Annotated in this window: 19 protein-coding genes; 12 read left to right on the top strand and 7 right to left on the bottom strand. The window is 65.7% G+C overall.

What is annotated here, in order from left to right:
- Positions 1 to 3: 3 nt before the first annotated feature.
- Genes FH610_RS09520 through FH610_RS09485 form a run of 9 tightly spaced genes read left to right on the top strand, consistent with a single transcriptional unit; the run spans position 4 to position 7,928 of the window.
- Positions 4 to 747, top strand: coding sequence for a CpaE/TadZ family protein (locus FH610_RS09520; protein WP_139573926.1), 744 nt, complete (start codon positions 4 to 6; stop codon positions 745 to 747).
- Entirely contained in the window at positions 744 to 2,057 is a 1,314-nt protein-coding gene (locus tag FH610_RS09515; protein ID WP_139573924.1) for a TadA family conjugal transfer-associated ATPase, read from the top strand. The genes FH610_RS09520 and FH610_RS09515 overlap by 4 nt, the downstream gene beginning before the upstream one ends.
- On the top strand, positions 2,054 to 2,887 hold the full coding sequence (locus FH610_RS09510) for a type II secretion system F family protein (RefSeq protein ID WP_139573923.1): 834 nt from the start codon (positions 2,054 to 2,056) through the stop codon (positions 2,885 to 2,887). Before FH610_RS09515 ends, FH610_RS09510 begins: the two co-directional genes overlap by 4 nt.
- The gene (locus FH610_RS09505; protein WP_139573921.1) at positions 2,884 to 3,753 is read left to right on the top strand and encodes a type II secretion system F family protein; all 870 of its coding nucleotides are present in this window, start codon (positions 2,884 to 2,886) and stop codon (positions 3,751 to 3,753) included. The genes FH610_RS09510 and FH610_RS09505 overlap by 4 nt, the downstream gene beginning before the upstream one ends.
- A gap of 21 nt (positions 3,754 to 3,774) precedes the next feature.
- The gene (locus FH610_RS42790; RefSeq protein ID WP_161627956.1) at positions 3,775 to 3,987 is read left to right on the top strand and encodes a hypothetical protein; all 213 of its coding nucleotides are present in this window, start codon (positions 3,775 to 3,777) and stop codon (positions 3,985 to 3,987) included.
- Complete coding sequence (locus FH610_RS09500) at positions 3,984 to 4,358, top strand: TadE/TadG family type IV pilus assembly protein (RefSeq protein WP_161627955.1); 375 nt, start codon at positions 3,984 to 3,986, stop codon at positions 4,356 to 4,358. Before FH610_RS42790 ends, FH610_RS09500 begins: the two co-directional genes overlap by 4 nt.
- Positions 4,343 to 4,786: a TadE/TadG family type IV pilus assembly protein gene (locus tag FH610_RS09495; RefSeq protein ID WP_240808857.1), complete on the top strand. Its 444-nt coding sequence runs from the start codon at positions 4,343 to 4,345 to the stop codon at positions 4,784 to 4,786. The genes FH610_RS09500 and FH610_RS09495 overlap by 16 nt, the downstream gene beginning before the upstream one ends.
- Positions 4,783 to 5,202: a pilus assembly protein TadG-related protein gene (locus FH610_RS09490; RefSeq protein ID WP_161627954.1), complete on the top strand. Its 420-nt coding sequence runs from the start codon at positions 4,783 to 4,785 to the stop codon at positions 5,200 to 5,202. Before FH610_RS09495 ends, FH610_RS09490 begins: the two co-directional genes overlap by 4 nt.
- Entirely contained in the window at positions 5,199 to 7,928 is a 2,730-nt protein-coding gene (locus FH610_RS09485) for a LysM peptidoglycan-binding domain-containing protein (protein WP_139573917.1), read from the top strand. The genes FH610_RS09490 and FH610_RS09485 overlap by 4 nt, the downstream gene beginning before the upstream one ends.
- A 22-nt stretch (positions 7,929 to 7,950) precedes the next feature.
- Here the strand turns inward: FH610_RS09485 and FH610_RS09480 are convergent, their stop codons facing one another.
- Positions 7,951 to 8,838: an aminoglycoside phosphotransferase family protein gene (locus FH610_RS09480; RefSeq protein WP_139573915.1), complete on the bottom strand. Its 888-nt coding sequence runs from the start codon at positions 8,836 to 8,838 to the stop codon at positions 7,951 to 7,953.
- A gap of 69 nt (positions 8,839 to 8,907) precedes the next feature.
- The gene (locus FH610_RS09475; RefSeq protein WP_139573913.1) at positions 8,908 to 10,293 is read right to left on the bottom strand and encodes an NsdA family TPR-like regulatory protein; all 1,386 of its coding nucleotides are present in this window, start codon (positions 10,291 to 10,293) and stop codon (positions 8,908 to 8,910) included.
- A 214-nt stretch (positions 10,294 to 10,507) separates the two neighbouring features.
- On the opposite strand from FH610_RS09475, the gene FH610_RS09470 reads away from it, so the two are divergent.
- Positions 10,508 to 11,110, top strand: a complete 603-nt coding sequence (locus FH610_RS09470) for an ATP-binding protein (protein WP_139573911.1) — start codon at positions 10,508 to 10,510, stop codon at positions 11,108 to 11,110.
- A gap of 124 nt (positions 11,111 to 11,234) precedes the next feature.
- Here the strand turns inward: FH610_RS09470 and FH610_RS09465 are convergent, their stop codons facing one another.
- From FH610_RS09465 to FH610_RS09445, 5 genes are all read right to left on the bottom strand, one after another.
- Positions 11,235 to 12,791: a serine/threonine-protein kinase gene (locus FH610_RS09465; protein ID WP_139573909.1), complete on the bottom strand. Its 1,557-nt coding sequence runs from the start codon at positions 12,789 to 12,791 to the stop codon at positions 11,235 to 11,237.
- A gap of 88 nt (positions 12,792 to 12,879) precedes the next feature.
- Positions 12,880 to 16,065, bottom strand: coding sequence for a type I restriction endonuclease subunit R (locus FH610_RS09460; RefSeq protein ID WP_139573908.1), 3,186 nt, complete (start codon positions 16,063 to 16,065; stop codon positions 12,880 to 12,882).
- A complete protein-coding gene (locus FH610_RS09455; RefSeq protein ID WP_139573907.1) occupies positions 16,065 to 17,273 on the bottom strand; it encodes a restriction endonuclease subunit S in 1,209 nt (402 codons plus the stop codon). Before FH610_RS09455 ends, FH610_RS09460 begins: the two co-directional genes overlap by 1 nt.
- Complete coding sequence (locus FH610_RS09450; protein WP_139573905.1) at positions 17,270 to 19,237, bottom strand: type I restriction-modification system subunit M; 1,968 nt, start codon at positions 19,235 to 19,237, stop codon at positions 17,270 to 17,272. The genes FH610_RS09455 and FH610_RS09450 overlap by 4 nt, the downstream gene beginning before the upstream one ends.
- An 88-nt stretch (positions 19,238 to 19,325) precedes the next feature.
- The gene (locus FH610_RS09445) at positions 19,326 to 21,401 is read right to left on the bottom strand and encodes an N-6 DNA methylase (protein ID WP_139573904.1); all 2,076 of its coding nucleotides are present in this window, start codon (positions 21,399 to 21,401) and stop codon (positions 19,326 to 19,328) included.
- Between the two features lie 62 nt (positions 21,402 to 21,463).
- On the opposite strand from FH610_RS09445, the gene FH610_RS09440 reads away from it, so the two are divergent.
- Complete coding sequence (locus FH610_RS09440) at positions 21,464 to 23,221, top strand: DUF6119 family protein (RefSeq protein ID WP_139573902.1); 1,758 nt, start codon at positions 21,464 to 21,466, stop codon at positions 23,219 to 23,221.
- A gap of 159 nt (positions 23,222 to 23,380) precedes the next feature.
- Complete coding sequence (locus FH610_RS09435; protein ID WP_139573901.1) at positions 23,381 to 24,820, top strand: hypothetical protein; 1,440 nt, start codon at positions 23,381 to 23,383, stop codon at positions 24,818 to 24,820.
- Positions 24,821 to 25,029: the final 209 nt, after the last annotated feature.

Below are 25,029 nucleotides of genomic sequence, written 5' to 3'. Positions count from 1 at the left end.
TAGATGCTGACCGTCTTGTGCTCGGGCGGCCACAGTCCGGGCGTCACGACGACCGGACTCGCTCTCACGCTGGCCTGGCCGCGTGAGGTTCTGTTCGCCGAGTGCGATCCTGCCGGTGGCAGCCTCCTGTCCGGATATCTGGTCGGCCAACCGCAGGAACGCGGCCTGGGCGAGTGGGCGGTCCAACTCCGCCGCGGTGCTGACCCCGGCGCCACGCTTCGCGAGCAGGTCCTGCATCTGGCGGGTGCCGCGTCCCGCCGGATCCTGCCAGGTCTCGCCGACCCTGCTCAGGTGGCCTCGGTCCGGCAACTCTGGGTGGACATCACCAAGACCTTTACCGCGACGCCCGGGGATGTGATCGCCGACGTCGGACGCGTCGGCGGCTCGGACACGCCTACCCCGCTGCTCGTCGACGCGGACCAGGTGCTCGTGGTCGCACGTCCCACGCTCGTGGACCTGTCCGCGCTGGCTCCCCGCCTCACTGAGATTCGAGCCCTGCGCGGTCGTCGGTCCGCTGCGCGGGCTCTGCTCGCCGGGGCCGGGCCGTACGGCCGCAAGGAGGTGGCGAAGACGCTCGGCGTGGAGGTGGTCGACCACCTTCCCCACGATCCGCGGGCCGCCACGGTGTTGTCGCATGGCATCGGCAACGAGCGATACGTCCCCCGTTCTCCACTGATTCGGGCCGCTCGTTCCCTGGCCGATCACCTCTCTGAGGAACCCATACGCAACGAGGTGACAGTCCCGTGAGCTTCGACGTCCAGCAGGCGGTGCGCGAGGTCCTGCCCATGGTCACGCAAGCGCTTGATGCCGCAGCGGTCACCGGGGACGAGGCCGTACGCGAGTACGCGAGAGCAGTCATCACCGACCTGGTCCGCGAGCACGTGGACAGTAGGGCGCTGGCCGGCAGGGATGCGCCGACGCTGCAGGAGGAGCGCCGGCTCGCGGAAGCGGTCTACAACGAGATCTTCGCGCTGGGGCGTCTGCAGCCGTTCGTCGACGACCCCGAGGTGGAGAACATCGACGTCAACGGCTGTGACCAGGTGTGGATTACTTACCAGGACGGCCGCAAGGTGCTCGGACCACCGATCGCCGACAGTGATGAGGAGCTGGTGGGCAACGTCCGCCGGTGGGCCGCCTACCAGGGACAGACCGCCCGGGATTTCTCGATCGCCCGGCCGCGTCTTCACCTGTCCGTCGGGCACCGGACCCGCATCGCCGCGCTGATGGGAGTCACGCCACGACCGTGCCTGTCCATCCGCAGACACGGCCTGCTCGAGGCCGACCTGGACGACCTGATGGTGAACGGCACCGTGGACAAGGGGCTTCGCGCGTTCCTCGCCGCTGCCGTACGCGCCCACAAGGACATCGTGATCACGGGTGGGATGGGCGACGGCAAGACCACCTTCGCCCGGGCACTGGCCGCCGAGATCGACCCGGACGAGCGGATCGCCACTGTGGAGAAGGAGTACGAGCTCTTCCTCCACCTGCAGACCGACCGGCACCGAGACGTGCTCGCGATGGAGGCCAGGGAGGGCAATACCGAAGGCTTGGGCGCGATCACGATGCGCCAGCTCATCGAGGACGCGCTTCGGTTCAACGCGCGCCGGATCATCGTCGGCGAGGTTCGCGGTGACGAGCTGGTGCCGATGCTGGAGGCGATGAACACCGGCGGCTCCGGCTCCATCTGCACGATGCATGCTGACTCGGCCGACCAGGTGTTCGCCCGGATGCTGATCCTCGCCGGATCGGGTGGCCTTTCCATCGCGCCGGGCACACTGTTCCGCACGATCGGCATGGCCGTTGACTTCGTCGTCCACCTGCGGCACGAACTCCGTCACGACATCGACGGCATGATCAACCGCCGCTACATCGCCGAGGTGAATGAGGTGCTGCCGCCCGGAGACGGACTGGAACCGGCGGTCAACCACGTCTATGTCCCGGGGCCGGACGGGCGGGCCGTACCGAACACGATCCCGCAGTGCATGGAGGAACTGGTGGCGGCGGGGTTCGACCCGGACCTGTTCGCGGCTCGTGCCTGGGATCGAGGGTACGCATGACCGGCTGGCTCGCCGCGCTGGCCGGCGCGGCGCTCGTCGCGGGACCTCTGCTCGCCATCGTGAGTGTGCGCCGAGCCCCGGTACGGCCTCCGCGCCCGGCACAGCGGCTGCCGCGGATACCGGCGATTCCCGCGACCGTGGCTGCGGGAGTTCTCATGCTGACGTGGTGGCTTACGGGCTGGCCGGTCGCTGCCCTCGGGGCTGCGGTGGGCACTGTGACGCTGCCGCGGATGCTCAGCGCCCGCGACAGCGGGCGGCGGATCGAGCGCCTGGAGGCGCTTCAGACGTGGACCCGTCATCTGGCCGACGTGCTGGGCGGCAGTGCGGGCATTGAGGAAGCGTTGCAGTCCAGCGCGGACAACCCGCCACCGGCGATCGCCGCCGAGGTGCGGGCGCTGGCACGGCGGCTCGCCTATCGCACCCCGACCGAGCAGGCCTTGCGAGCGTTCGCCGATGACCTGAACGACCCGACCGGGGATGTGATCGCCGCAGCACTGATCCTGGCCTGCCGTGCCCGCGGCAAGGGACTGCGTGAGGTCCTCCAGGGCCTTGCCCGTACGGTGGCCAAGGACGTGGCCGCACGGCGGGAGATCGACGCCGAGCGCGCCACCCATCGCACGACCGCCCGATGGGTCATCGGCGCGCTGCTCGGATACACCGCCTTCGCGCTGGTCAACCGGGCCTATGTCGCCCCGTTCGGAACGGTCGGCGGCCAGCTGGTTCTCGGCATCGTGATCGCGTTGTACGCGGGTGCCTTCATGTGGCTGCACCGCCTGACCAGGGCGCCGAAGGGACATCGCTTCCTCAACCCCACAGGTGATCCATCGTGATAGCGCTGCTTCTGACCTGCGGCGCATTGATCGGCCTCGGCGGAGCCCTCGCCATCGTGGCGGTCTTCCCCGCTCCGCCCGCGCTCGCACCGGCGATGGAACGGCTCAGGCCGGGTGGGAGCCGCAGCGAGCCGGACGGGGACTGGCGGTCGCGCATGGCGCGAAGACTGTCCGGAACGGTAATCGCCGCGCGGCTCCCGCAGGCGGATTTGGCAGTGCTCGGCAGGACGGCCGATGACTACCTCACCCAGAAGGGCGCGATGATCGGGCTCGGGGCGGCTGGTCCGGTCGTCTTCTGGGCGTGGTGTTCACTGCTCGGCGTCGCCCTTCCCTGGCCGGTCTCATGGGGAGCATGCCTGGCCTTCGCCGTCGCGGCGTTCTTCGCCCCCGACGCCTCGATACGCGGTCAGGCCGCTGAGGCGCGGGCGGCATTCCGGCAGGCCATCGTGGCGTACCTGGATCTGGTGGCGCTCGCTCGCGCAGCCGGATCGGGCCCGGCTGAGGCGCTGGAGTCGGCCGCCAAGGTCGGTGGAGGGTGGACCTTCCAGCGGTTGTGCCTCGCGCTGGACCCCGCACGCCGGGCCACCGCGAGCGCATGGGATGAGCTCACCCGGCTGTCCGAGGAGATCCGCGTTCCCGAGCTCGCCGACCTGGCCGCCATCGCCCGGCTCGCCGGAACTCACGGCGCCGGCATCCTCGACACCCTCATGGCCAAGGCCCAATCCCTGCGCGAGGTCGAACTGTCCGCCGAGGTGTCCAAGGCCAAGTCCCGCACCGAGACCATGACCGTCCCGATGGCCCTGTCGGTCCTCGGGTTCCTGCTGCTGCTTGGCTATCCCGCCTTTGCGCGGATGACCGGCGGCTGACCCTTTCGGAGGTACCCACAGATGATCTACAGAGCCATGCTCGCGCTGGCCGTACAGCTGGAGCGGATGTCGCTGGTTATCAATCGGTACGCGCAGCGGCGCGGCGCGAACCCTGAACGCGGTGGTTCGACGGTCGAATGGGTGATCATCGCAGCCGTGGTGTTCCTGCTGGCCATCGCCGTAGGCGCGAAAATCACGTCCGTCGTCAACGAACAGCTCGCCAAGATCAAATGAGCGGGCGTGAGCGAGGATCAGCGACGCTGGAGGCCGCGCTGGTCTATCCCGCGCTCCTCCTGCTGGTCCTGCTCACAATCAACGCCGCGTTGTGGTTCCACGCCCGGAACCTCGCGTTGGCGGCGGCGCAGGAAGGACTGCGAGCCGGGCGCGCGTACGGCTCCAGCCTTTCCGCCGGGCAGGCGACAGCCGAACGCTTCATTCGGCAGGTCGGCGGGTCGTTCCTCACCTCCGCGAAGGTCAGCGTCGAGCGCACCGCGGACAGCCTCAGCGTGGCGGTCAGCGGCCAGGCGATCAGCCTGATTCCGCTGTTGCCCCTCGATGTCGAGCAGGTCGCCCGGGCTCCGGTGGAGAAGTGGACATCCGGATGACAGAACTGCGTGAGCGCGGCTCGATGGCCTTGGAGACGGCGATCATCGCGCCTGCTCTGGTTGCTGTGCTGTTGATGGTGGTCGGACTGGGCCGCGTCACGCTCGCCCACGGTGCCATCGACGCCGCGGCGCGGGACGCGGCCCGGCAGGCTTCCATCGCCCGCGATCCAGCCGCGGCACGATCGGCCGCTCTGTCCAGTGCGCGGGCGGCGCTCGATCGTGAAGGGCTGGCGTGCTCGCCGTCGGTGACAGTCGACACGACAGGGTTCTCCACTCCGCTGGGGAGGCCTGCTGTCGTGGTCGCTCGTGTCACGTGTGACGTGGACCTGGCCGACCTCGCCGTGCCCGGAGTTCCCGGATCCAAGCGCCTGACCAGCAGCTTCAGCAGCCCGATCGACCCGCACCGCGCAAGGAGCGGACAGCCGTGACACGGATTGAGGAGCGAGGCTCCGTCACCGCGTTCACCGCGGTGCTCGGCCTGGCGCTGCTGATCTGCGCCGGACTCGTCGTGGACGGCGGAGCCAAGATCCAGGCATACCGAGAGGCCTACGCCGTGGCCGAGGAGGCCGCCCGCGCCGGAGCTGGACAGGTGGACATCGACCATGCCTACGCCGGCGGCCGATTCGAGATCGACGCTTCCAGGGCGTTGGCCGCCGCTCGGGCCTACCTGTCCTCCAGCGGGCACTCGGGCAACGCCTCCCTATCCGGCAACCGCACGGTCCAGGTGACCGTCACGGTGTCCCGGCCGACCGTGCTGATTTCTCTGATCGGCATCGGCAGCGTGACCGCCACAGCCAGCGCCTCAGCGCGCATGTTCCAGGGCATCGAGCAAGGACGATCATGACGATGTACGGGCTGCGTCACCCCATCCTCGCCAAGGCGGCGGCGGTCGCGGTGCTCACTGGACTGCTCGCCGGAATCCCCGCCATCCTGCTGACCTTCTTCTGGCCGGTAGACCTTCCCACTCTCGACGACCTGGCCACACCCGCCGAACCCGTTGTGATCAAAACGCTCCTGCTTGCGACCGTATGGACGTGCTGGACCCTGTTCGCCGGGGCAGTGATCGCCGAGTTGGTGGCAACGGCCCGCGCCAGGCGCGGGAGGGTGCGCATGCCGTTCCAGCGGCTGGCGGCTTACCTGATCACCACGATCACTGTGGCGACCACAGCTCCGGTTGCCGCATCCCGCGGAACCATTCCGGCAGCAGCGGTGGCAGTCGCACCGGCGGCCTTGCCTCAGCACCACCTGACGGCGGCCGAGCCGAAGACCTCTGAGTCGGCCAAGCCGTACGCGACCTACGTGGTCCAGCCGAGAGACACGCTCTGGACAATCGCCGACAAGCAACTCGGAGACCCGATGCGCTACCGGGAGATCGTCGCGCTGAACCAGGGACGCACCATGGACGACGGGCAGACCTTCACCCGAGGAGACTGGCTGAGACCCGGATGGACCCTACGTCTGCCCGACGACGCCGCCAGGAAGGGACCTCGCGCATCCCAACGCACCCACACCGTCAGGCCGGGCGAGAGTCTGTGGGAGATCGCCGAACAGCACCTCGGCGACGGCAAGCGATACAAAGAGATCTTCAGGCTGAACAGAGATCGCCTGCAGCCGGGCGGCGCCCGACTGACCGATCCTGACGTGCTGGAATCCGGATGGCACCTCGTCCTGCCCGAACGCGAACAGGAGACCAGGAAGGCCGATCCGACCCGCCATCGAGCCCCTTCGCTTCTTCCCACAGCTACATCGGCGACGCGGCAACCCGCTCACCACGAAGACGCCTCACCTCGTCCCACTGCGGACTTCTCGCCGCAACCAAGGAGATCGGCCGTCTGTTCCAGCGTGGTCGTGCTGCCCGAAGGCGGCATGATGGCCATCTCCTTCGCCGCGGGCGTGGCCGTCGCGCTCGCCTCCGCCCGGCTCCGCCATCGGCGACGCCTACCCGTCCCGGCCGTCGACGAGCCGCTCAGCGTGCCTGCTCCCGAACCGCAGGCGCCCGCCGTACGAGCGCTGGAGCAGTCACACCGCCGCGGCTTCGCCGAATCGGAAGATGGCCCGCCAGAGGATATCGAACTGGTCACCTCCGCGTTCTCCATCGACCCGCCGCTCATGCTCAAAGCCGGGGTCCGCGGCGAGGATCCGGTCTCCCTGGAACTCTCCGGGCTCAATCTGGCGCTGACTGGTCCGGGAGCTGACGACTGCGTACGAGCGATCGTGCTCGACCTCCTCGCCCAGGCCGACCAGCACCGCGCCGAGATCGTCATCCCCTCCCAGGACGCCGTACGGTGGTTCGGCGAGACCATCACCACGCTGACCGGCCACCTGCCAGGCCTCCGGCTGGTCACCACTCTGGACGAGGCCGTCGACCACCTGGAGGAACAGTTCGTCGCCCGCCGCCGCATACTCCGCGACCACGACACCGACGACATTCCCCAGCTCCGCGAGGCCGAGCCGGGCGAGCCGCTGCCCGCGCTGCTGTTGACCGCCAGCGCTGCGGATGGCCATGCCTACCTGGACACCCTCATGAGCTTGGGGTCCACCTTCGGCGTCGGGTCCGTCCTGATAGGGCGATCGGTTTCCGGAACCACCTGCAAGGTCGACCAGGACCATCGAGTGGCCGAGGCGACCGGCACCCTGGAGAAGGAACTCCGCGACGTCACGCTGTTCCACATGCCGACCAATGCAGCGGCGACAGTGCTCCACACACTCGCCGTGGGGAACGGCATGCCGGCCGAGCCAACCGAGAAGCCGGCAGAACTCGAGGTCCCGCCACCCAGCACCGCACCCCAGCCGGTCCGGTTCGCCATCCTTGGCGCACCGGTCATCGAGGTGAACGGCACGCCGGTGGACATCTCCGGCCGCGCCAAAGCGCTGGAGCTGTTCGTCCTCCTGGCCCTCCACCCCAAGGGCCTGGATCGCGAGGAGATCTGCGAGCATCTCTGGCCGGATCTGGAGGAAACTCTGGCCGGGTACCGTTTCCACGCCGCCCTCAAGGACCTGCGTGCCGCGCTGCGCGGAGCCTCCGGCCTGGGCGAGAAGGAAGCCAGTTTCGTCGAACGAAGCGGCAAGACGTACCGCATCGAGGCGCAGCGCGTCGACGTGGACCTGTGGGCCTTCCACCGTGCGCTCGCCGACGCGCGTACCGCCGGGAATGACGAGGCCAAGACAGCCGCGCTGGAAGCGGTCGCAAGCCTGTGTCGCGGACGCCTGTGCCAGGGCCTCAAGTACGACTGGCTCGATCAGGACCACCGCTGGCCGCTGACCGTGACCAGCGTGAAGGCCCTCCTACAGCTCGGAGTGCTCCACGAACGCGCAGGGCGGACCGAGCACGCGCTGGAGGTTTACGACCAGGCGTGCGCTCTCGACCCGGACATGGAGAGCGCAGCCAGGTCGGCCATCCGGCTCCTGATCGACCTCGGCCGCACTGACGAAGCCCGCATGCGCGCTCGCCATCTGAAGGCCCGCCTCGATGCCCTCGGGGTGCAGTGTTCCTCCGAAACCCAAGCCCTTCTGGACCGGATGAATACGGCTTCAAAGCCGCCGGTCAGGCTTCAGACCCCACGGGCTTAGGTTCGCTGTCGGTCGCGCCGGATCAGAGGGCGTTCCACCTGCGTGCGCTGTCTCCTGTCATGAGGGAGGACAGTCGATTGAAGAGCTCAGCGCGGGCGGCGGGGTTGTGTTCGGCGCCGCGGATGAAGGCGCTCAGGCTGCGAACCTCACGGATCTGTGCCAGCAGGTTCAGGTCGCTGTCCTCCACTGGGTCGGTTCCGTAGGCCATACAGAAGTCCTGCCATAAGGACTGCGGATAGCCGAAGCGGCGGGGGCGCAGGTAGATGGGCATGAAGTCGTATGCGGGCGGGCCGAGGCCGACGGAGTCCCAGTCGATGAGCACCCAGCCGCCTTCGTACTGAGGGAGAAGGTTGTTGGTGTGGGCGTCGCCGTGCACGATTCCCCACGGCAGCGTGGCCGCGAGCCGCGCGAAGCCCTCCTCCAACTCCACGCAACGCGCGACCAGCCAGTTCCGCTCACTCTCCGACAGGACGGTGGACACCCTCGCCTCGGCTGCGGTGCTCCCCACCGGGCGAATAGAGGGAAGCGGCAACGGAGGCAGCGGATGACTGTGCAGCACGCGCAGCAGGCCGGCGAGATGAGTGACGTCGGCCGACCGTCCGTCGAGGGGCGGCAGGTACTCCCAGAAGGTCACCAGGTGGGCGCCGACGATCACGGGCTGAGTAACGTCGAGTGGCCTTAGCGTGGGAAAGCCCTGCTCGGCGAGCCAGGCGGCGGTCTGGACGGCGATGCGCATGCGTTCCAGCGCCGAGGCGTTGCGGACGCGGGCGACGGCGTTCTCCCGGGGCAAGTAGTAGATCGCGTTGGCGTGAACACGCAGCAGCCGAGCACCATCACAATCGAGCCCGGCCTGTCGACAGGCGTCTACCAGGGCTGTCCTGTAGGGGGCGTCGACCGGCTGCGTACTCATCGTGAGAGTTGGCGCTCCCCGTGTTGTCCGGCTCACCAGACGGCACTTCGTCGTCTGGTCCCCGGAGCTCTACGCAACTCCGGCCAATTCATCATGCATGCGTTCATTGAACGCGACAACGCGAGGCTCCTTGGCCGGTAGCGATCGGCGGAAGCTCCGAAATCGGCTGCGGACCCGGGTGGAGGCAATGGTTCCAGCGGTGGGGAGGGCCTGTTCCGCGACGGCCAGGGCGGCGTCGAGGTCGCCGGTCTTGAGATGGGCTGCAGCCAGGTTGAGCTGGCAGAACAGTCTGTCGCGGGCGCGGTCGGTGCTCTTGCCTGTGAGTGCTGCGTCGAGATGAGGCAGTGCAGCGGTGGTGTCGCCGATCACGACCAGCGAGTGCGCTACCTCCGCCGCGAGTTCGGGCGCGTCGAAGTAGCCGATCCATGCAGGCTCACCGCCGGAATCGCCGGTGTCGAGTTCGCGTTCGGCCGCGAGGAGGGCCTGGCGGCAGGCCGTGGCCGCGTGGGCGTCGCCCTTCTCGTACAGCCGGGCGCACGCCCGAGCCTCTGCGGCGTAGGCGAGCGCGCGTACGGCCGGCGTCGTGGCGGACAGGGCGATGTCGTCGTGGGCGGCACGCGCGAGGTAGAGGGCCTCGTCGGCGTGGTCGCGGTTGAGTGCCTGCTGGCTGAGCCGTACCAGCACGAAGGCGTCGAAGCCCCGCGACTCCAGGCCGGACGCCTTTGCCAGGCGCAATGCCTGGATGTAGTAGCGCTGCGCCAGGCCGTGCCGTTCGAGGTCGTAGGCCATCCATCCGGCCAGTTGCAGCATCTCGGCGGCTACGGCGAACAGGCAGCGGCCCACGGCATCGGTGTAGCTGCCGCGCAGCAGAGGGGCCACGTGATCGTGCAGGTAGGTTGTCACCGCGCTGCGTACCAGCCCGCCTCCTCGGGCGTGGTCGAGCCCGGAGAACCATGCGCACGTCTCACGGATCTGGGCAACCTGGCGGTGAGTCACATCCCGGCTTTCCGTCTGCCTGCCGGTCACCGAGTCGACCAGGCCGTACCGCCAGCCGGTGATGGCCTCGGAAACAGCAGGTGGGGCGAAGTCCAACGCGGCCAGGGCCCGGGCGCGTGCATGGTCCACCTCGCACGCCAGCAGCTCGGCGACGCATTCAACGGTGACGGGAAGAGACCGCTCGTACCGCAGGGCGAGATCGGAGACCGCCGGGGCGAAGGCCACCGGCCACACGTCGTTCAGCGTGACCGGTCGGCCCAGGCGGGCCGCGAGCACGGCGACGATGACGCGGGCCACCGCGAGGTCCGGCACGGTCGTCCCGGACAGGTAGCGCCCGATGCTCACGCGGCTCACGCTTACCCCCGACTCCCGGGCGAGCGGGTGGGCGTTGACCGCCGCGGCAAAGCTTTCGTGCTTGCCGAAGCCAGCCTCCGCGTACAGGCGCGCAAGTCCGATCATTTCGTCCTTCCTTTCCTGATGAGGAGGACAACGGGGCCCGCAGGATAACAGGCTGCAATCACCCCATCACTGTCATGTTCACCGATGAACACGGCGAACTTTCTGAACCTGCAGCGGACGCGAAACGCCTGGTCAGGGCGCTGCGGATGAGATTTCCTTGGGCCTCGGCAACCGAGCGGGAGTGCGGTTGGCCCTTCATCCCGAGGAGACAGCAATGACCCCTGGCTGGTGCCAGCGCGCCTTTCGCGGCGAGGCGCGCCAACTCCAGGAGGTACGCCGTTATGTCGGCGGCCTGCTGACGGACTGCCCGGACCGCGACGCCGTCATCACCTGCGTGGCCGAGCTGGCCTCGAACGCCATCATGCACACCCACTCCGGAAACGGCGGCACCTTCGTCGTCCACGTGCAGCGCAGCACCAACGAGCTGCGCATCGCTGTTGCGGACGCAGGAGCCGCGACGCAGCCGGCCATCCGGGTCGCCCAGACCGAGAACCTCCTCGAAGGCGGCCGAGGACTTGCGATTGTGGCGGCCCTCAGCGAGCAGATGGGTGTCGACGGGGACGCGCGAGGCCGCACCGTGTGGGCCGAGTTCCGCTGGCCAGAGCAGCAGCCCGTCGCTCGGACGTCACCGGAGGTCGAGCCCTCCCGTGCACTCGTTGAACTTGGCGCCAAGTTCGGTGCCTGGGTCTGCTGGTTCGGCAATCAGACACGTCAGTGGTGGGCTATGCCCCGGATGCGACAGCCGCTCTTGATCTCCGCTCCGTCCGCGCACGACCTCGCGCGCCGAATTGCTGCCCTGGAGCAGAGCGGCGCATAGACCGCCGCGTGGCCAGAGAATCGTCCACCCCCGGGACGTATCCCCGACTCCGGCCACGCGGCCAGACCCTCAGTGGCCGCAGCCCCGAGCGCAGGCGCGAGACCGCCGATTTCATGGCCGACAGTCAGTCCTCGTCCAGGCGACGGAGCATCTCCTGAACTTCTTGAGTTTCAGGGTCGTCCGGTCCCAAGAGGAGGAGCAGGTCCTCCAACAGCGCTGCGAGGACTTCTCTAGCCTCCTGGTCGTCCCCCTTGACAACCAATAAAGCGCCGATACTGCGGCGGATCTCCCTCGCAGTCTCGGATGTGTCGCTCTCCTTGTCGTGGACCAGATCCAGCAGCTCGCGATACTGGCCGAGCGCGAGCGTGACGTCGCCGAGTTCCGCGCGGCAGGCGGCTGCTTGGTGACGGCAGATGATCACCTTTGTCCCCGCCGGCCCTTCACTTCTTTCATAGACGTTTGCAAGATCATCGAACTCCGGCAGAGACCGTCGATAGTCGCCACCTACGAAAAGGATCGCCGCCCGCCTCGCCCGCAGACCCAGTACGCGTTGGTGTCGAGCGCCGAGCGTCACCGATATCGATCTGATGAGTGACTCAAGGGCATCCGCCGCCTGAATGAAGCGCTCCTCTCGGAGGAGAGCCTCGACCTGGCGGTTGACCTCCGTGATGCTGGCCTGCATCCTCGCGTCGATCACGACACCCGGGCTGGGGGCGAGCGTAGAGCTGGGGCTGTCAGCGGGAACGTCGGGTGATCGTGGAGCGTTCGGTCGCCGATACATGTAGGTCGGGTCTGGACAGTTGCCCAGACCATGACCCGCCTCCGGTACCGCCGAGCCTGGGGACGGTAGAAACGGCAGCAGGCTGCTGTAGACCGCGTAGGCGTCGGCTGGGCGCTGCTCTGGTCTCTTGGCCAGGAGCTCGAGCACGAGTTTCTCTAAATCCTCTGGTACATCGGGTCGTAGCTTGCGAAGTGGCCGCGGCTGGGTCTGCCGGTGCTGTTCCCAAAAGAGTTCCTCGGTCGGACCGGGGAACACGGGCTGGCCGGAAAGCAACTCATGGAGCAGGCATCCGAGCGCGTAGAGGTCGCTTTGCGGGGTGACCTGGCTCGCTCTGGTCTGCTCAGGAGACATGTATCGGCTGGTCCCCATCGGGATGCCGAGCCTGGTCAGTCGGGGAGCATCGGGCCGTAGGATCGCGGCGATGCCGAAGTCGAGCACTTTGACCGTGCCGTCTGCGGTAACCAGGACGTTGTCCGGTTTGAGGTCGCGATGGACGACCGGGACGGCATGGGCGTGGGACAGGACGGTAGCAATCTGTGCGGCTATCGCGGCTGCCCAGGGCACCGGCAGGAGAGTGCCGGGGCGAATGTAGGTGCGGAGACTGGTGCCGTGGATGTACTCCATGACCAGATAGAGCTGGTCATAGGGCTCGGTAAGCACCGCGTCGTAAACCTGCGGGACGCCCTGGTGACGGATTCGGGCGGTGATGCGGGCCTCTCGCCGAAAGCGATCCGCAAGCTCCTTAGCGTCGCGTGTAGACGTGATGACGTCCGTACGGATCACCTTCACGGCGACCTCGCGATCGAGGACGGAGTCATAGGCTCGCCAGACTGTTCCCATTCCCCCGGTGCTGATTTTCTCAATCAGCTCGTATCGACCGGCGACAGATTCAGTCGGCAATCTCACTCCGCAAGCCTCGCTGGACACCCTCCATCAGCAGTGTGCTCTAAGCGGATCAAGACTGTCCAGCGAGGGCGATACGCCAAAATCAGGCTAAGTCGTCAAGCCCTTCCTGCGCACGGATCAGACGCCACGCTGCCCGGCGCGCCGTCTTGGTAAGGGCCTCACGGAAAGTCGGATCCTTGTCGAAGAACTTGTCCCCCAGGGTGCGCAGGTTGTCGACGTGGTCGGCGACCTTATCTTCGAAGATGTCGTTAAAGACATGGCCGAAGTTCTCGGGGTCGACATTGGCGACCGCGGCCTGCCGCACCTTCGGGTCGGCAACGGCTTCGTTGAATGGGACAATAAGGTCCTGCTCGGTGAAGTCCGTGCCGAACTTCTGATTGAATCGCTCGATCAGATCCGACAAAAGAGACTTTTCCTCGTCCTTGGCCTGACCAGATCCGTCGCCGAACCCCTTGAGGTCGGCTGCGCCTTCCGGAGTGAGACGAAGGTCGTGCACCCCGGTCTGCTCGGTCCGCACATGGGTGAGGTCGATTTCGCCGAGGTCCACGTCGCCTTTGGCCCCGTGAGGCAGTCGAGCCAGCAGATAGCGGCCGTACACGTACAGCAGCTCCAGGTCGACATCCCGGTACGGAATGACCTGGGAGAGGAAGCCGTACTTGCTGACGTAGCCGTCCAGGTCGCTCCGGAAGGTCTCCGCGTGGGCGCGGTCGTGCTCGTCGTCGCTGTCGAGCAGATCCTTGAATCGGCCGACCGCCGGGGCGAGCAGCCGGTAGAGCTCTGCGTGCAGTTTCTCAGCAGAGAGCTTCACCTCGTCGGCCTCCAGCAGCGCCGCGGCGAATGCCAGCATCTCCTGCCGGTACAGCAGCTCAGCCGACATCACCTTGCTCTGCGCCGTGTAGAGCAGGTTGGGGTCGGACGGCAACGTCATGGCCTCTTCGAAGTAGGGCCGGAACGACTCCTTGATCTGCTCTGCGTCGTTGACGAAGTCGATGACGGCCAGGTCCGTCTGTGACTTGCCTTGGCGTTCGGCGGTTCGGTTCAGCCGGGACAGGGTCTGAACGGCGGCGATGCCCGACAGCTTCTTGTTGACGTACATCGTCGTGAGCAACGGCTCGTCGAAGCCGGTCTGATACTTCTCCGCGACGACCAGGATTCGGTACTCCGGTCGTCCCTTGCCGCCGGCCTTCACCACCTTGTCGTCGGCCCGCGTGTACTCGAACGCCTTGGGCAGCGCGTCCTCAGACAGGCCGCCGTTCTCCTTGACCTCGGTGATGTCCTTCTCGTCGCCGTGGTTCAGGGTGCCAGAGAATGCCACGAGCACCCCGACGTCGGCCTTTCGGATCTCCAACTCCTCCTTGATGGCGCGCGACATCAGCACCGCGCTCAGCCGGGAAGCGGTGACCACCATTGCCTTGGCCCGCCCGCCCATCCGGCCACGCGTGTGCGCGAGGAAGTGCTCGACGATGACGGTCGCCTGCTGCGCGACGGTCGCGTCGTGGGTGAGGGCATACTTGGCCAGCAGTGGGCTGGCCTTGGACTTCTCGACCTCTCGGTCGTCAGGGTTGTTGTTGACGAGCTTCCAGTACGTGTCGTACGTGACGTAGTTGCGGAGCGGATCGAGGATGAACTTCTCCTCGATCGCCTGCCGCATCGCGTACGTGTGGAACGGCTTGTACTTCAGCTCGCCGCCGACCTTGACCGGGGTACCGAATAGCTCCAAGGTCTTCGCCTTCGGCGTCGCGGTGAACGCGAAGTAGGAGATGTTGGCAGCCCTGCCACGGTCGGCGGCGCTGCGCTCCAGCTTCGCCTTGACCGTCATGTCCGCCTTGGCCGTATCCACCGTGACCGAGGTGGCGCCCGCCTCTTCGTCCTCGGCGTCCAGGCCGAGATCCCGCAGCGCGGCCCGGACCGCCTTGGCAGCCTCCCCTGACTGGGACGAGTGCGCCTCGTCCACGATGATGGCGAACGTGCGCCCCTTGATCTCGGTCGGGTTCTCCTTCAGATACTCCACCAGCACCGGGAACGTGGCCAGCGTCACCGTGATGATCTTTCCGGTTTCGCTGGACAGCGCGGCGGCAAGCTGCGTGGACTTCGCCCCCCGCTTCTCGTCAATCTTCACGACCAGCCCAGCGGTCTGCTCGAACCTCCCCACGGTCTCCCGCAGCTGGGCGTCGAGGTTCCGTCGGTCGGTGATGATGATGGTCTTGTCGAAGACCGGCACCCCGGGCTTGAGGCCTCGGGCGACCGCGCCCGGGTCGAGCTCCCGGACGTCGGTGGACGTGTGCAGGGCGCTGAGCCGGTGCGCCAGCCAGGCGATCGTGTTCGACTTGCCCGACCCGGCCGAGTGCATGACCAGGTAGTTCTGCCCGGCTCCGTGCCGTACGGCATGCGCGGTCAGCTTCTTGACCGCGTCCCACTGATGGAACCGCGGGAAGAGGATCGAGCCCGCGGCGCTCTTCTTCGCCTTGTGCAGGTGAACGAAGCGCTCCAGCAGGTCCAGCCAGTTGTCCCGCTCCCACACCTGCTCCCACAGGTAGGAGGTCGGATATTTGCCCGACTGGGCCGGCACCGGGTTCCCCGCGCCGCCGGACTCGCCCGGTCCCTCCGATCCAGTGTTGAAGGGCAGGAACTGCGTGTTTCGGCCGCGCAGCTTCGGCGCGACGAACACCAGGTCCGGGTCGACCGCGAAGTTCGCCACCACCCGCTGTGTGAAGATCAGCTCGGTCGGGTCGCGCTCGTCTCGGTACTGCTTCTTGGCCTGCTCCACGCCCTGACCGGTCAGCGGATTCTTCAACTCCGCCGTGGCCACCGGGATCCCGTTGACGAACAGCACCAGGTCCAGTCGATGCCCCTGGTCGGCCTTCTTCGTCGCGTAGGCGACCTCCCGGATGACCGTCAGCCGGTTCGCCCTGTAGTTGGTCAGCACGTCGTCGGACTCGACCAGGTTCGGTTTGAAGTACGCCAGCCGGATCCGGATCCCGCGATCCTTCACCCCGTTGCGCAACACCTCAAGGACGCCATCGGTAGCGATCGCCTGGTTCAGTCGCCGTACGAATCCCTGCTGGGCCGCCTCGGCATCGTCGCCGTAGAGCGCCAGTAGTTCGTTCCACGCGTCGATCTGCGTGGCCCCGATGAACGTGAACAGCTCATCGGTAGCCAGGCCGAGGTCGGCCCGGTAGTCCGACGGCTGCCCGACCTCCCAGCCCCGCTCACGCATTCCAGCAAGGATCGCCTCCCGGAACGCCTCCTCCTTGTGCTTCGCCCCCATCACGCCCCCACCCCACGCCCACTCGCCGAAGCCACGTCAAACTGCCCAGTCACCGCCGCCGTAATCAAAGCCTGACGACGCTCGCTCAGAAGAGAGAGCTGAGATTGCATGGCAGCGACGGCCTTAGCTTTCCAAGCCTGAACATGATCGATGGATCTAATAATCCGATCCTGCTCATGGAGCTCAAGTTGTGGAATCTCAAGCGATAGGAGGTTTCCCTCGCTTAGACTCGGCATCGTTGTCGCGAGTGAGCGCGCAAGCAGTTGCGAGCGCACGAATTTTGAGCGCAGCGCGTAAGCCAGGTATTCCGACCTGACCTTTTCGGTGTTTGGATGAAGAGCGATACTGTCACTTCCACATACCCAGCCGTCCTGGTCTGGGCGCACGATTGCCGCCTGCCCGATGTCGCCCTTTCTGCCAACGATGAGGTCACCCGAGCGAAGTAGGTGACGATGAAGACGGGCTGCCATAGCGGGAGAAACTGCATGATTTCGATCGGGGACGATTTCCCCATTCTTAATATGCACTGGATTTATCATGGGAATGCCACCAAACTGGTATTCGGAGGCACTAAATACCGTTCCAAAGGGACCGGTTGTCACCCGGATTCCTAATCTACGAAGTTGCACGGTGATGGCACTTGATCGAACCAGCTTGTAGTAGAGAGTTGATTCCAGCTTCTCTTCGATCAGTGAGAGTTGCCTTAATCGGGCATTACGGATCCGGTCGATGCGGGCGGTCTCGGCGTCGAGGAAGTCCGCGATCCGCCGCTGCTCCCACAACGGAGGGACTGGGAGGAGAAGATTACGGAAGGCCTCAATGTCGATAGCCTGCCCCTGACGGATTCCCTGCGTGATGTTCGCGAGCTGTGAGATAAGGAGGCTCGACCTAAAGTAGTACTTGAGGTACCCGGCGTAGACGTCAGCCCCAGGGCGGAGGACCGTGTATGCGGGACTGACGTTGCCGCGGACCTCGGAATGAGAAATTCCGTGCTGGAATGAGCGCAAGCCGATTACGAAATCATCTGGTTCGACCAGCTTATAGCTGCTGGTATCCGAGAGTGGATTCCATACCGAGATCTCCAGATCACCACGGAGAAATACGCCATCCTTTGTCGCCGACGCGAGGGGAGCTTCCTCTCCGCGCACGTCCCGCAAAGAAACACAGAAACGGGAACGACGGATATCCCAAGATTTCGGGAAGTTCATTCGGTCACCTCGCTGAGGAGAGTCTGGATCTCGGCCTCGAGGGACTTCAGTTCAGCGTCGATCTCAGCGAGCGAACGCGGGGGCGTGTAGACGTAGAAGTGGCGGGTGAAGGGGATCTCGTAGCCGATCTTCGTCTTGGCGTGGTCGATCCACGCGTCCGGGACGTGTGGGTGGATCTCCCGCTTGAGGTACTCCTCGACGTCCTCATCCAGCGGGACGTTTTCGTAGTCGCGCAGCTCGGGATCCGGCTCGATCTCCTTCTTTTTGTGCTGCACCTCGCCCTGTGGGTCGCGAACGCCGACGACGTCCCGCAGCGTTGCCAGGAACGGCGCCTTTGCCGGCCACTGCAGGCCGGCCGCGACCGCCGCCTCCTGAATGGCACCAAATGCCTCCTTCTTCGTCCCCCACGTGGTGCCGACGAGCGGCTGAAGCGCGTCGGCCAGCGTCCAGGCGTCGAGGTGAATTTCGAGCTTGGCAGAGTTGCGGATGGCTTCGATGGTCTCCTCAGTGAGTTCGAAGCGGAGCTTGAGCGGGCGCTCGACGGTGACGCGACGGTAGCCGAAGTCTTCGTTGCGGAAGACCTTCACCTTGCCGTGCAGGGGGTGATCGGGGTCATCGGCCACGGTGAGGGCTTCGCCGTACAGCCGAGTGATCTCCTTGATTTGGTCCTTGCCGATCTCCTTGCGCTTGTCGCCGAGGGACTTGCGCATCTTCTGCCAGTAGTCCCGGGCGTCCAGCAGGACGACCTTGCCGCGGTGAGCCGGGGCCTTGCGGTTGGTGAGGATCCAGAAGTAGGTGGAGATTCCGGTGTTGTAGAAGAGCTGGTCCGGGAGCGCGACGATCGCCTCCAGCCAGTCGTTCTCCAGAATCCAGCGGCGGATCTCCGACTCGCCTGAGCCGGCCGCGCCGGTGAACAGCGGGGAGCCGTTGAAGACGATCGCGATGCGGCTGCCGCCGACGGCGGGCGTCTTCATCTTCGAGATCATGTGCTGGAGGAAGAGGAACGAGCCGTCGTTGATGCGCGGGAGGCCGGCCCGGAACTTGCCGTCGGGGTCGGTCTTGTGCTCGGTCTCGATCTGGTCCTTGATCTTCTTCCATTCGACGCCGAACGGCGGGTTGGCGAGCAGGTAGTCGAACTTCTCGCGCCGGTGGCCGTCGTCCGTGAAGGAGTTACCGAAGGCAATGTTGTCCGGGTTCTGCCCCTTGATCATCAGGTCGGACCGGCAGATCGCCCACGATTCGGGGTTGAGCTCCTGCCCGAACACCTTGACCGTGGCGCCGGGGTTGAAGGCGGTGATGTGCTCCTCGGCGGCGCTGAGCATGCCGCCGGTGCCACATGCCGGGTCGAGCACGGTGCGGACGACGCCGCTCTCTCGCAGCAGGTCGGCGTCGGGGGCGATGAGGAGGTTCACCATCAGCTCGATGACCTCGCGCGGGGTGAAATGCTCACCAGCAGTCTCGTTGGAGGCTTCAGCGAACCGCCGGATCAGGTCCTCGAAGACGTAGCCCATCTGCTGGTTGCCGACCATCTCGGGCCGCAGGTCGAGGTCGGCGAACTTGCCGACGATCTGATAGACGAGCTTCGCCTCATCGAGCTTCTTGACCTGCTGGGCGAAGTCGTACTTCTCCAGCACCTCACGGGCGTTCTCCGAGAAAGCTGCCACGTACTTGCCCAGGTTGACGGCGGCGTGCTGCGGATCGCTGGCGATCTTCTTCAGCGTGTAACGGCTGGTGTTGTAGAAGCTGTGCCCCGAGGCCCGGCGCAGGAAGAACTCCCGCTGCTCCCCGCCTTCGTAGGCGTCGGCGACCTTGTCGCGGGTCGGTTCCAGGACGCATTCAAGGCGGCGCAGGACCGTGAACGGCAGGATGACCTGACCGTACTCGTGCCGTTTGAAGTCGCCGCGCAGCAGGTCGGCGACGGCCCAGGCGTGGTTGGACAGCTGGGAGTGCTTGCCGAGGTCCAAGGGGGTCCTTCTCTTTGGTTGTCAGAGGGTGTTCTTCAACGTCTGGTTCCTAATGGAGACGCATGAGTGCGTCTACCGGATTGCACAATCAGGAGTCCGGGGGCGCGAGCGCACCCCGACTCAGGACATCGGAGATCGTCCGCGTAGTGTCAAAAGCCAGATTCCGGGCCTTACGGGCGGCGTGTTCCAGCCAGTGCAGGTTGTGGAAGGCTCTGCCGTACCTGTGTTGTTCGCGCAACGGCAACAGCGGCACCTTGAGTTTGCTGGGTTCGAGTGAGACGTCCTGCCGCAAACCCGTGGCGGCGACGAGGTTCTCCTCGGACAGCAGGAATCCGGCGAGGAACCACGGATCGATGCGGGCCGGATCAACGCGAAGCACGGTGAGGTTGGGTCCGAGCAGGCAGCCCGCGTCATCCTCATCAGCGACTCGGCAAGCTATCTGGTCACGCGCGGCGACCCTGGGCAGCAGCACATCACCGGTCTCTACAACAATCGGCGGCGCCGCTCTGTCCTCGTCAGCCGCACCGGTAGCGCGGCTGCCTGTTGCGACATCCCGGCTCCTGAGAACGGGCCGGGTGCGGTGTTCCTCTGGCAGAGGAGTGTCAGAGGTGTCACGTACCGTGCGCCGGATAGTGAGCATCCCACCTTTAGCGAGATCACTCACAGTGGCAGTGCGCCATGTCTTGCTCTCGGTTTCGCCGTCGGCCCAGCTCTGGGCATCTATCGCAGCAGAAAAATCATCAAGGCTCCGATGAAGCTGCTCGAGCAGCGCACGGGCCTGACGAGAGACCTCGGCGGGGTCCAGCTTCGTTCGGTGCAAATGCCGGACGGGGGTGAGGTCGACGTTGTCGCCGAACAACTCGACCACCGGCACGGCCCGAGCCAACTCAGGAACAGGCTCAAAGTGTGCAGGGTCACTCAGATAGGAGTGCCACGATGCAAGAACCGTATCGGTGAGGGAGGTCCAGTCGATCGTCTCACGGCGGTCCGACTGGCGACTCAGGTCCATCATCAGGATCGAGTCCGTGGGCGGGTTCTGGTCTGGGCGGCGTAGCACCCACAGGTGGAGGCCGATGTGCAGCGGGACGACGATGCCCGGCGGCAGGGCGATGACCGCACGCAATGCTCCCGCCTTGAGCAATTCAGTCCGGATCGATCTTCCGGGGGAACGGAAGCCCGTTCCCGGTGGCAGGAGCAGTACGGCATACCCACCTGGAGCCAGATGGGCCAGCGCATGCTGTACCCAGGCCAGCTCGCTCTCGCTGCGGGGTGGCACGCCATACGTCCAGCGTGGGTCGTAGATCAGTGTGTCATGGCCCCGATCCCGATCGGCGAAAGGCGGGCTACACAGAACTGCATCGGCTTGCAAGTCGGCGAAAGCGTCTGCGCGGATGCTGTCCCCCGATTGGATCACCGTGTGTCGGTCAGACAGGGCGATCTTGAGGCGGACAGCGCTACGTAGGGCTTGCACCTCGAGCAGATCCTGGCCCAGGAGCCGCATCGCACCTTGTCGACCTGCCGCCTCCAGGAGACTCCCGGTGCCGCAGGCCGGATCGAACACTGCTGCCGGATACGAGCCGTCGTCGGTATGGAGGAACCGTGCCATGAGATCGGCGAGCGGCCGCGGGGTGCGGTAGGCGCCGATCGAGTGGGTGTCTGTCAGTTCCCGCTCGGCCAGAACGTCGAGGACCGCTTGACCGCCTTCGGCAAGTAGGCCGTTCAGTACGGCCCGCAGTAACTCAGCATCGTCGGGGCCGAAGTCCTCGCCCTGGGTGACGGGCAGATCGGCGGCGTGAGCAGTGACTGCACGGGTCGCCGCGATGGCCAGGTCGTTGTCGGTCAGTTTCGCCAGCTTGGCCTGCTCGGCTGAGTCAAGTCGGGCTGTGGCGTACACGAATGGGAGCAGCCGCGTCGCGACCGGCGTGCCTATGCGCAGGCGCAGAAGGTTCCGGAGTTCCTCGATCGGCGTGACCGTGGGCGTCTGCCCGCGCGACTTCAGCCAGGCGCGTACGGCGGTGAGGTCGTAGAGAGGGCTCGCTTCAGAACCAGCAACAGGGCCAGGGAAGTCAGGGTGGCGCCGCCGCCAGTTACTGACAGTCGCTCGCGTGACGCCGGCGAAACGTGCGATCTCAGCTGCGGTTACGTGCACGGACGGCTGAGACACGGCACCTCCCTCTCGCTAAGCAACCGTCCCGACGGTATCAACTTGAAGCTTCGTTTGCCAAGATGGAACTTTTTAACGGTGCTTTCAGTCATACTCACTGCAAGCACATATTCCTCGAAGGCGGCTTGGCTGCCGCCGCTACCCCACGTCCTCTGGAGGAACAGATGGCACCCACGACCCTGCCTGCCACCGTGTACCGGCTCACCGGCATCACGCCGACCGTCGATGCGATGTTCGACGCCACGTCCGTCGACCGCCTCGCAGAACCCGGAGTCGACGTCGTGCAGATCGACATCGCCGGTGCTCCGGCTCTCCTCTACTTCCGGCAGCTCCCGACGGCCACGACCGGCTGGTGTGCCAGCCTGTCCCAGCTCACCGGCGTTCCGCTCGGCCTCAAGAGGCAGGACGCTGAAGCCGTGCTCATCGTCGGCGTGGGCGAGCACGTCTACGGCATCGGGTTCGGGCAGGGGTATCTGTCGATCACGGATGCGAAGGAGACCGGCTTCGGGCTTCGCTGCGCGTTGCGCGTCACCGACCCCCTCGATGTCCGGGACGTCGTCCGTCGGGCGCTCGGCGGCATCTCTCGGCAGGACTCCACCCTGGTCCCCGGCGGCATCCCCATCGGCGGCATCGGCCTGCGCGATCACGCCGAGCTGGTCAAGAAGCTCGGGGGAATGATCCGTGCATCTGACCTCGGCCTCTCCCATCGCAAGACGGTCTCCATCGAGGGTGCAGACGGCCTGCGCCTGCCCATCCCCGTAGATCCGCAGCTGTTTCTCGCCCTTCTGCACCGGCTGAACGAGATCAGCGAGCGGGAGGTACCACCCGACTTTGAGCGCCTCGAGGCGATTCAGCCCGTGCCCGCCGGTGAGCTGCGGGACAGGCTCAATGCCCTGTTGGGCGACGGTCTTCGCGGCCACGGCGATCTGCGTCTTCAGGTCGTGGCCCCGGTCGACCTTGCCGATCGGCATCACGAAACCCGCTCGTATCGCATCAAGATCGGCAGTATCGCGATCGTCAGGGAGGACCTTGATCTCGACGACCTGCGGCACCGGTGCAAGGTGCAGTACTGCCTGGACCCGGTCACCGCGCTGCGCGATGGGCACGTCGAGATGTGCGCCGACCGCGACGGCAAGGATCGGATCGCCGGTGCCAAGGTCATCCGGTGGATCGAGGCGACGGTGTCGATCGGGTCGTGCATCTACCAGCTCAGTGACGGTGAATGGTACGAGTGCGGCGCCACCTACGTGGAGTCGATCAGGCAGCGGCTGCATGAGCTCATCACGGACAAGCCGGAGCTTGAGATGCCGCCGTGGCGGCTCGGCGAGGAGGAGAAGAACTACAACCTCCGGGTCCAGGACCGCCTCGGGTCGGACAAGTACGTGTGCCTTGACCGGAAGTTCATCAGGACGCCGCAGCACCGGCGGGGTAAGGGATTCGAGGCCTGCGACGGCTTCACCGACAAGCACACCCTGGTCCACGTCAAGGCGGCGGACAGCTCTGAGCCGCTGAGCCACCAGTTCGCCCAGGCACTGGTCTCGACCCAGGCACTGTTTTTCCAGCCGGAGGCGAGGGCGAAGTTCAGGGCCAAGGTCGCCCAGTTCAGCGGCGGCCGGCTGACCGTGCCGGAGGACTTTCTCCCCAGCAAGATCGTCCTGGCCATCCTCCTCAAGGGCAAGGAGCTGACCCCCGACTCGCTCTACCCGTTCGCGCAGGTCGCGCTCGTGAGCATGGCCGACACGCTCAGGCGGGAGCATGGTGTAACCGTCGAGGTTGTCGGTATCCCCGCCGAACCCGCACGCAGCAAGAAGGCCGCGTAGCTGCTCTCTCCTGTTGGGGGCAAGTCCTCCGACAGGAGAGCAAGTACCTGTGCTCCTCGGCCCGGGAGCCCTTAAGAATCCGGCTTAGGACTGAGACCAGAACTACACCGGAGCCCTGATATACCCGGGGTCATCCGCATTCTGAGGCGAGGAGAACCGGTGACCGATCTGGATTTGAACAGACTCCGCAGGGAGTGGTCCGCGGCCTTCATCGGCAGTTTTCTGCCTAGGTCAGATGTCCCCAGCCCGCGTCCCGACCTGGGCGAATCGGAGCTGACCCGAGCGCTGCTCTGCGCGAGGATCGCCATGCTGGACGGCAGAGGGTACCGGGCCTCTGAGATCTTGACCTTCCTGTCGGAGAGCCATCTCTTCTCCACGCCCTATCCTGAGGAGCACGAGCTTGACGATTTGATCAGGGCGGTGTACTGGCAGACCCGCTTCAAGGGTAGGTTCTCGCTGCTGGACGGCGCGCTCTTGCCGCTGGATCCAGATGACGTCTATCTCCATCTCCTTGAGCACTGGGCAGCGCAACGAGGCCGAACCTTGACTCCCCAGCAGATCCAGCGGGAACTCACTCAATTTTGGGGTGTGCAGGACGCGCAGGTTCTGCACACCCTGAGCTCTCTACCCCCTGATCCTCTTAAGGACTACCAGAACCTCATCAGCCGGCTGAAGGCCGAGCCGGATGTCCCCGTCCGAAATCTCGCCATCGGCGCATACTCGCACCACTCCGCAGTGCGAGCTGCGGACTTGTGGTACGACTGGCTGTGCTGGAATCCCAACGGCATCCAGCACCTCTTTGAGCTAGGCGACGATCTCGCGCGGAGCCAGGCGGCTGAACGAGTCCTGAGCAACACTCTCGCTGGAACTGCTCTGGATTCCGCTTCGAGGACCACGGTTTCTCGCGCGCTCTCACTCGTCCGCTGTCATTTGGAGGCAGTCGCCGGCACGTTGAAGGGCCTCACCAGCCTGGAATGCGATCTGCTCCGCGAACGCACCGCCGACGAACAGTTCCAGGACGGCTGCCTGAAGGCGTACCTTGGCTGGGCGGACCCCGACTTCTGCGACAGCAAAGAGAACAGGACAACAACAGGGATATGGGGTCCGCTGCCCTGGTGGCGCCTCGCCACGGAAAATAAACGACAGCGGGAAGCCGCTGCGAACCTCCTGACCCGGCGAGGCGCAACCCTGTCGGTCGACACCAGTGACTCGCATACGATCGAGTTCCAGATCACAGAACCAGGTCTCGGTCCTTCCGACCTCAGTGCTTGTTATTCCTATTCTCTCAAGCACGTCCCCGACGTCTGCGAACTCCTCCTGCTCGCGCGGCGCGGGCGAATCAACATCGACATCGTCGGTGACACCGAGGAAAACGAGTGGGGCGAATGGGATGTTCTCCTGTACGGCACCCTGGTGCTCGACCTCGATTCCGAACTCGTCTCCGATCTCGCCAAGCGCGCTACTCGCGCGCTACGTGCGCGCCTTCCTCGCACTCGCGACGACGACCTGTACCCAGGTGCGGAAAATTCGCAACTGTCGGAGATCCTACAGAAAGCGCGCTTCTCGATGCCGGAGCAGGGACGATTTGAGACGTCCTAATACCTTAGCGACGAGGTATGCCATAGAGCTGCTAACCTTTTGCCGACTACACGGATAAATTAAACCACAAGGGAGATCAATCTGTTAGGCGGTCTTAGGCACTCATAACCACCGACGACAGTGCCGCCGGCACCAAAACCACCGGCTTGCGCTCCAGTCCCGCCCCCATCCCACGCTCGTTAAGCCCTTTGCACTCCGCAAATCAAGCC

The sequence above is a fragment of the Microbispora catharanthi genome, assembly GCF_006334915.2.
GTDB lineage: Bacteria > Actinomycetota > Actinomycetes > Streptosporangiales > Streptosporangiaceae > Microbispora > Microbispora catharanthi.
This window is presented reverse-complemented; position numbering and strand designations above follow the sequence as displayed.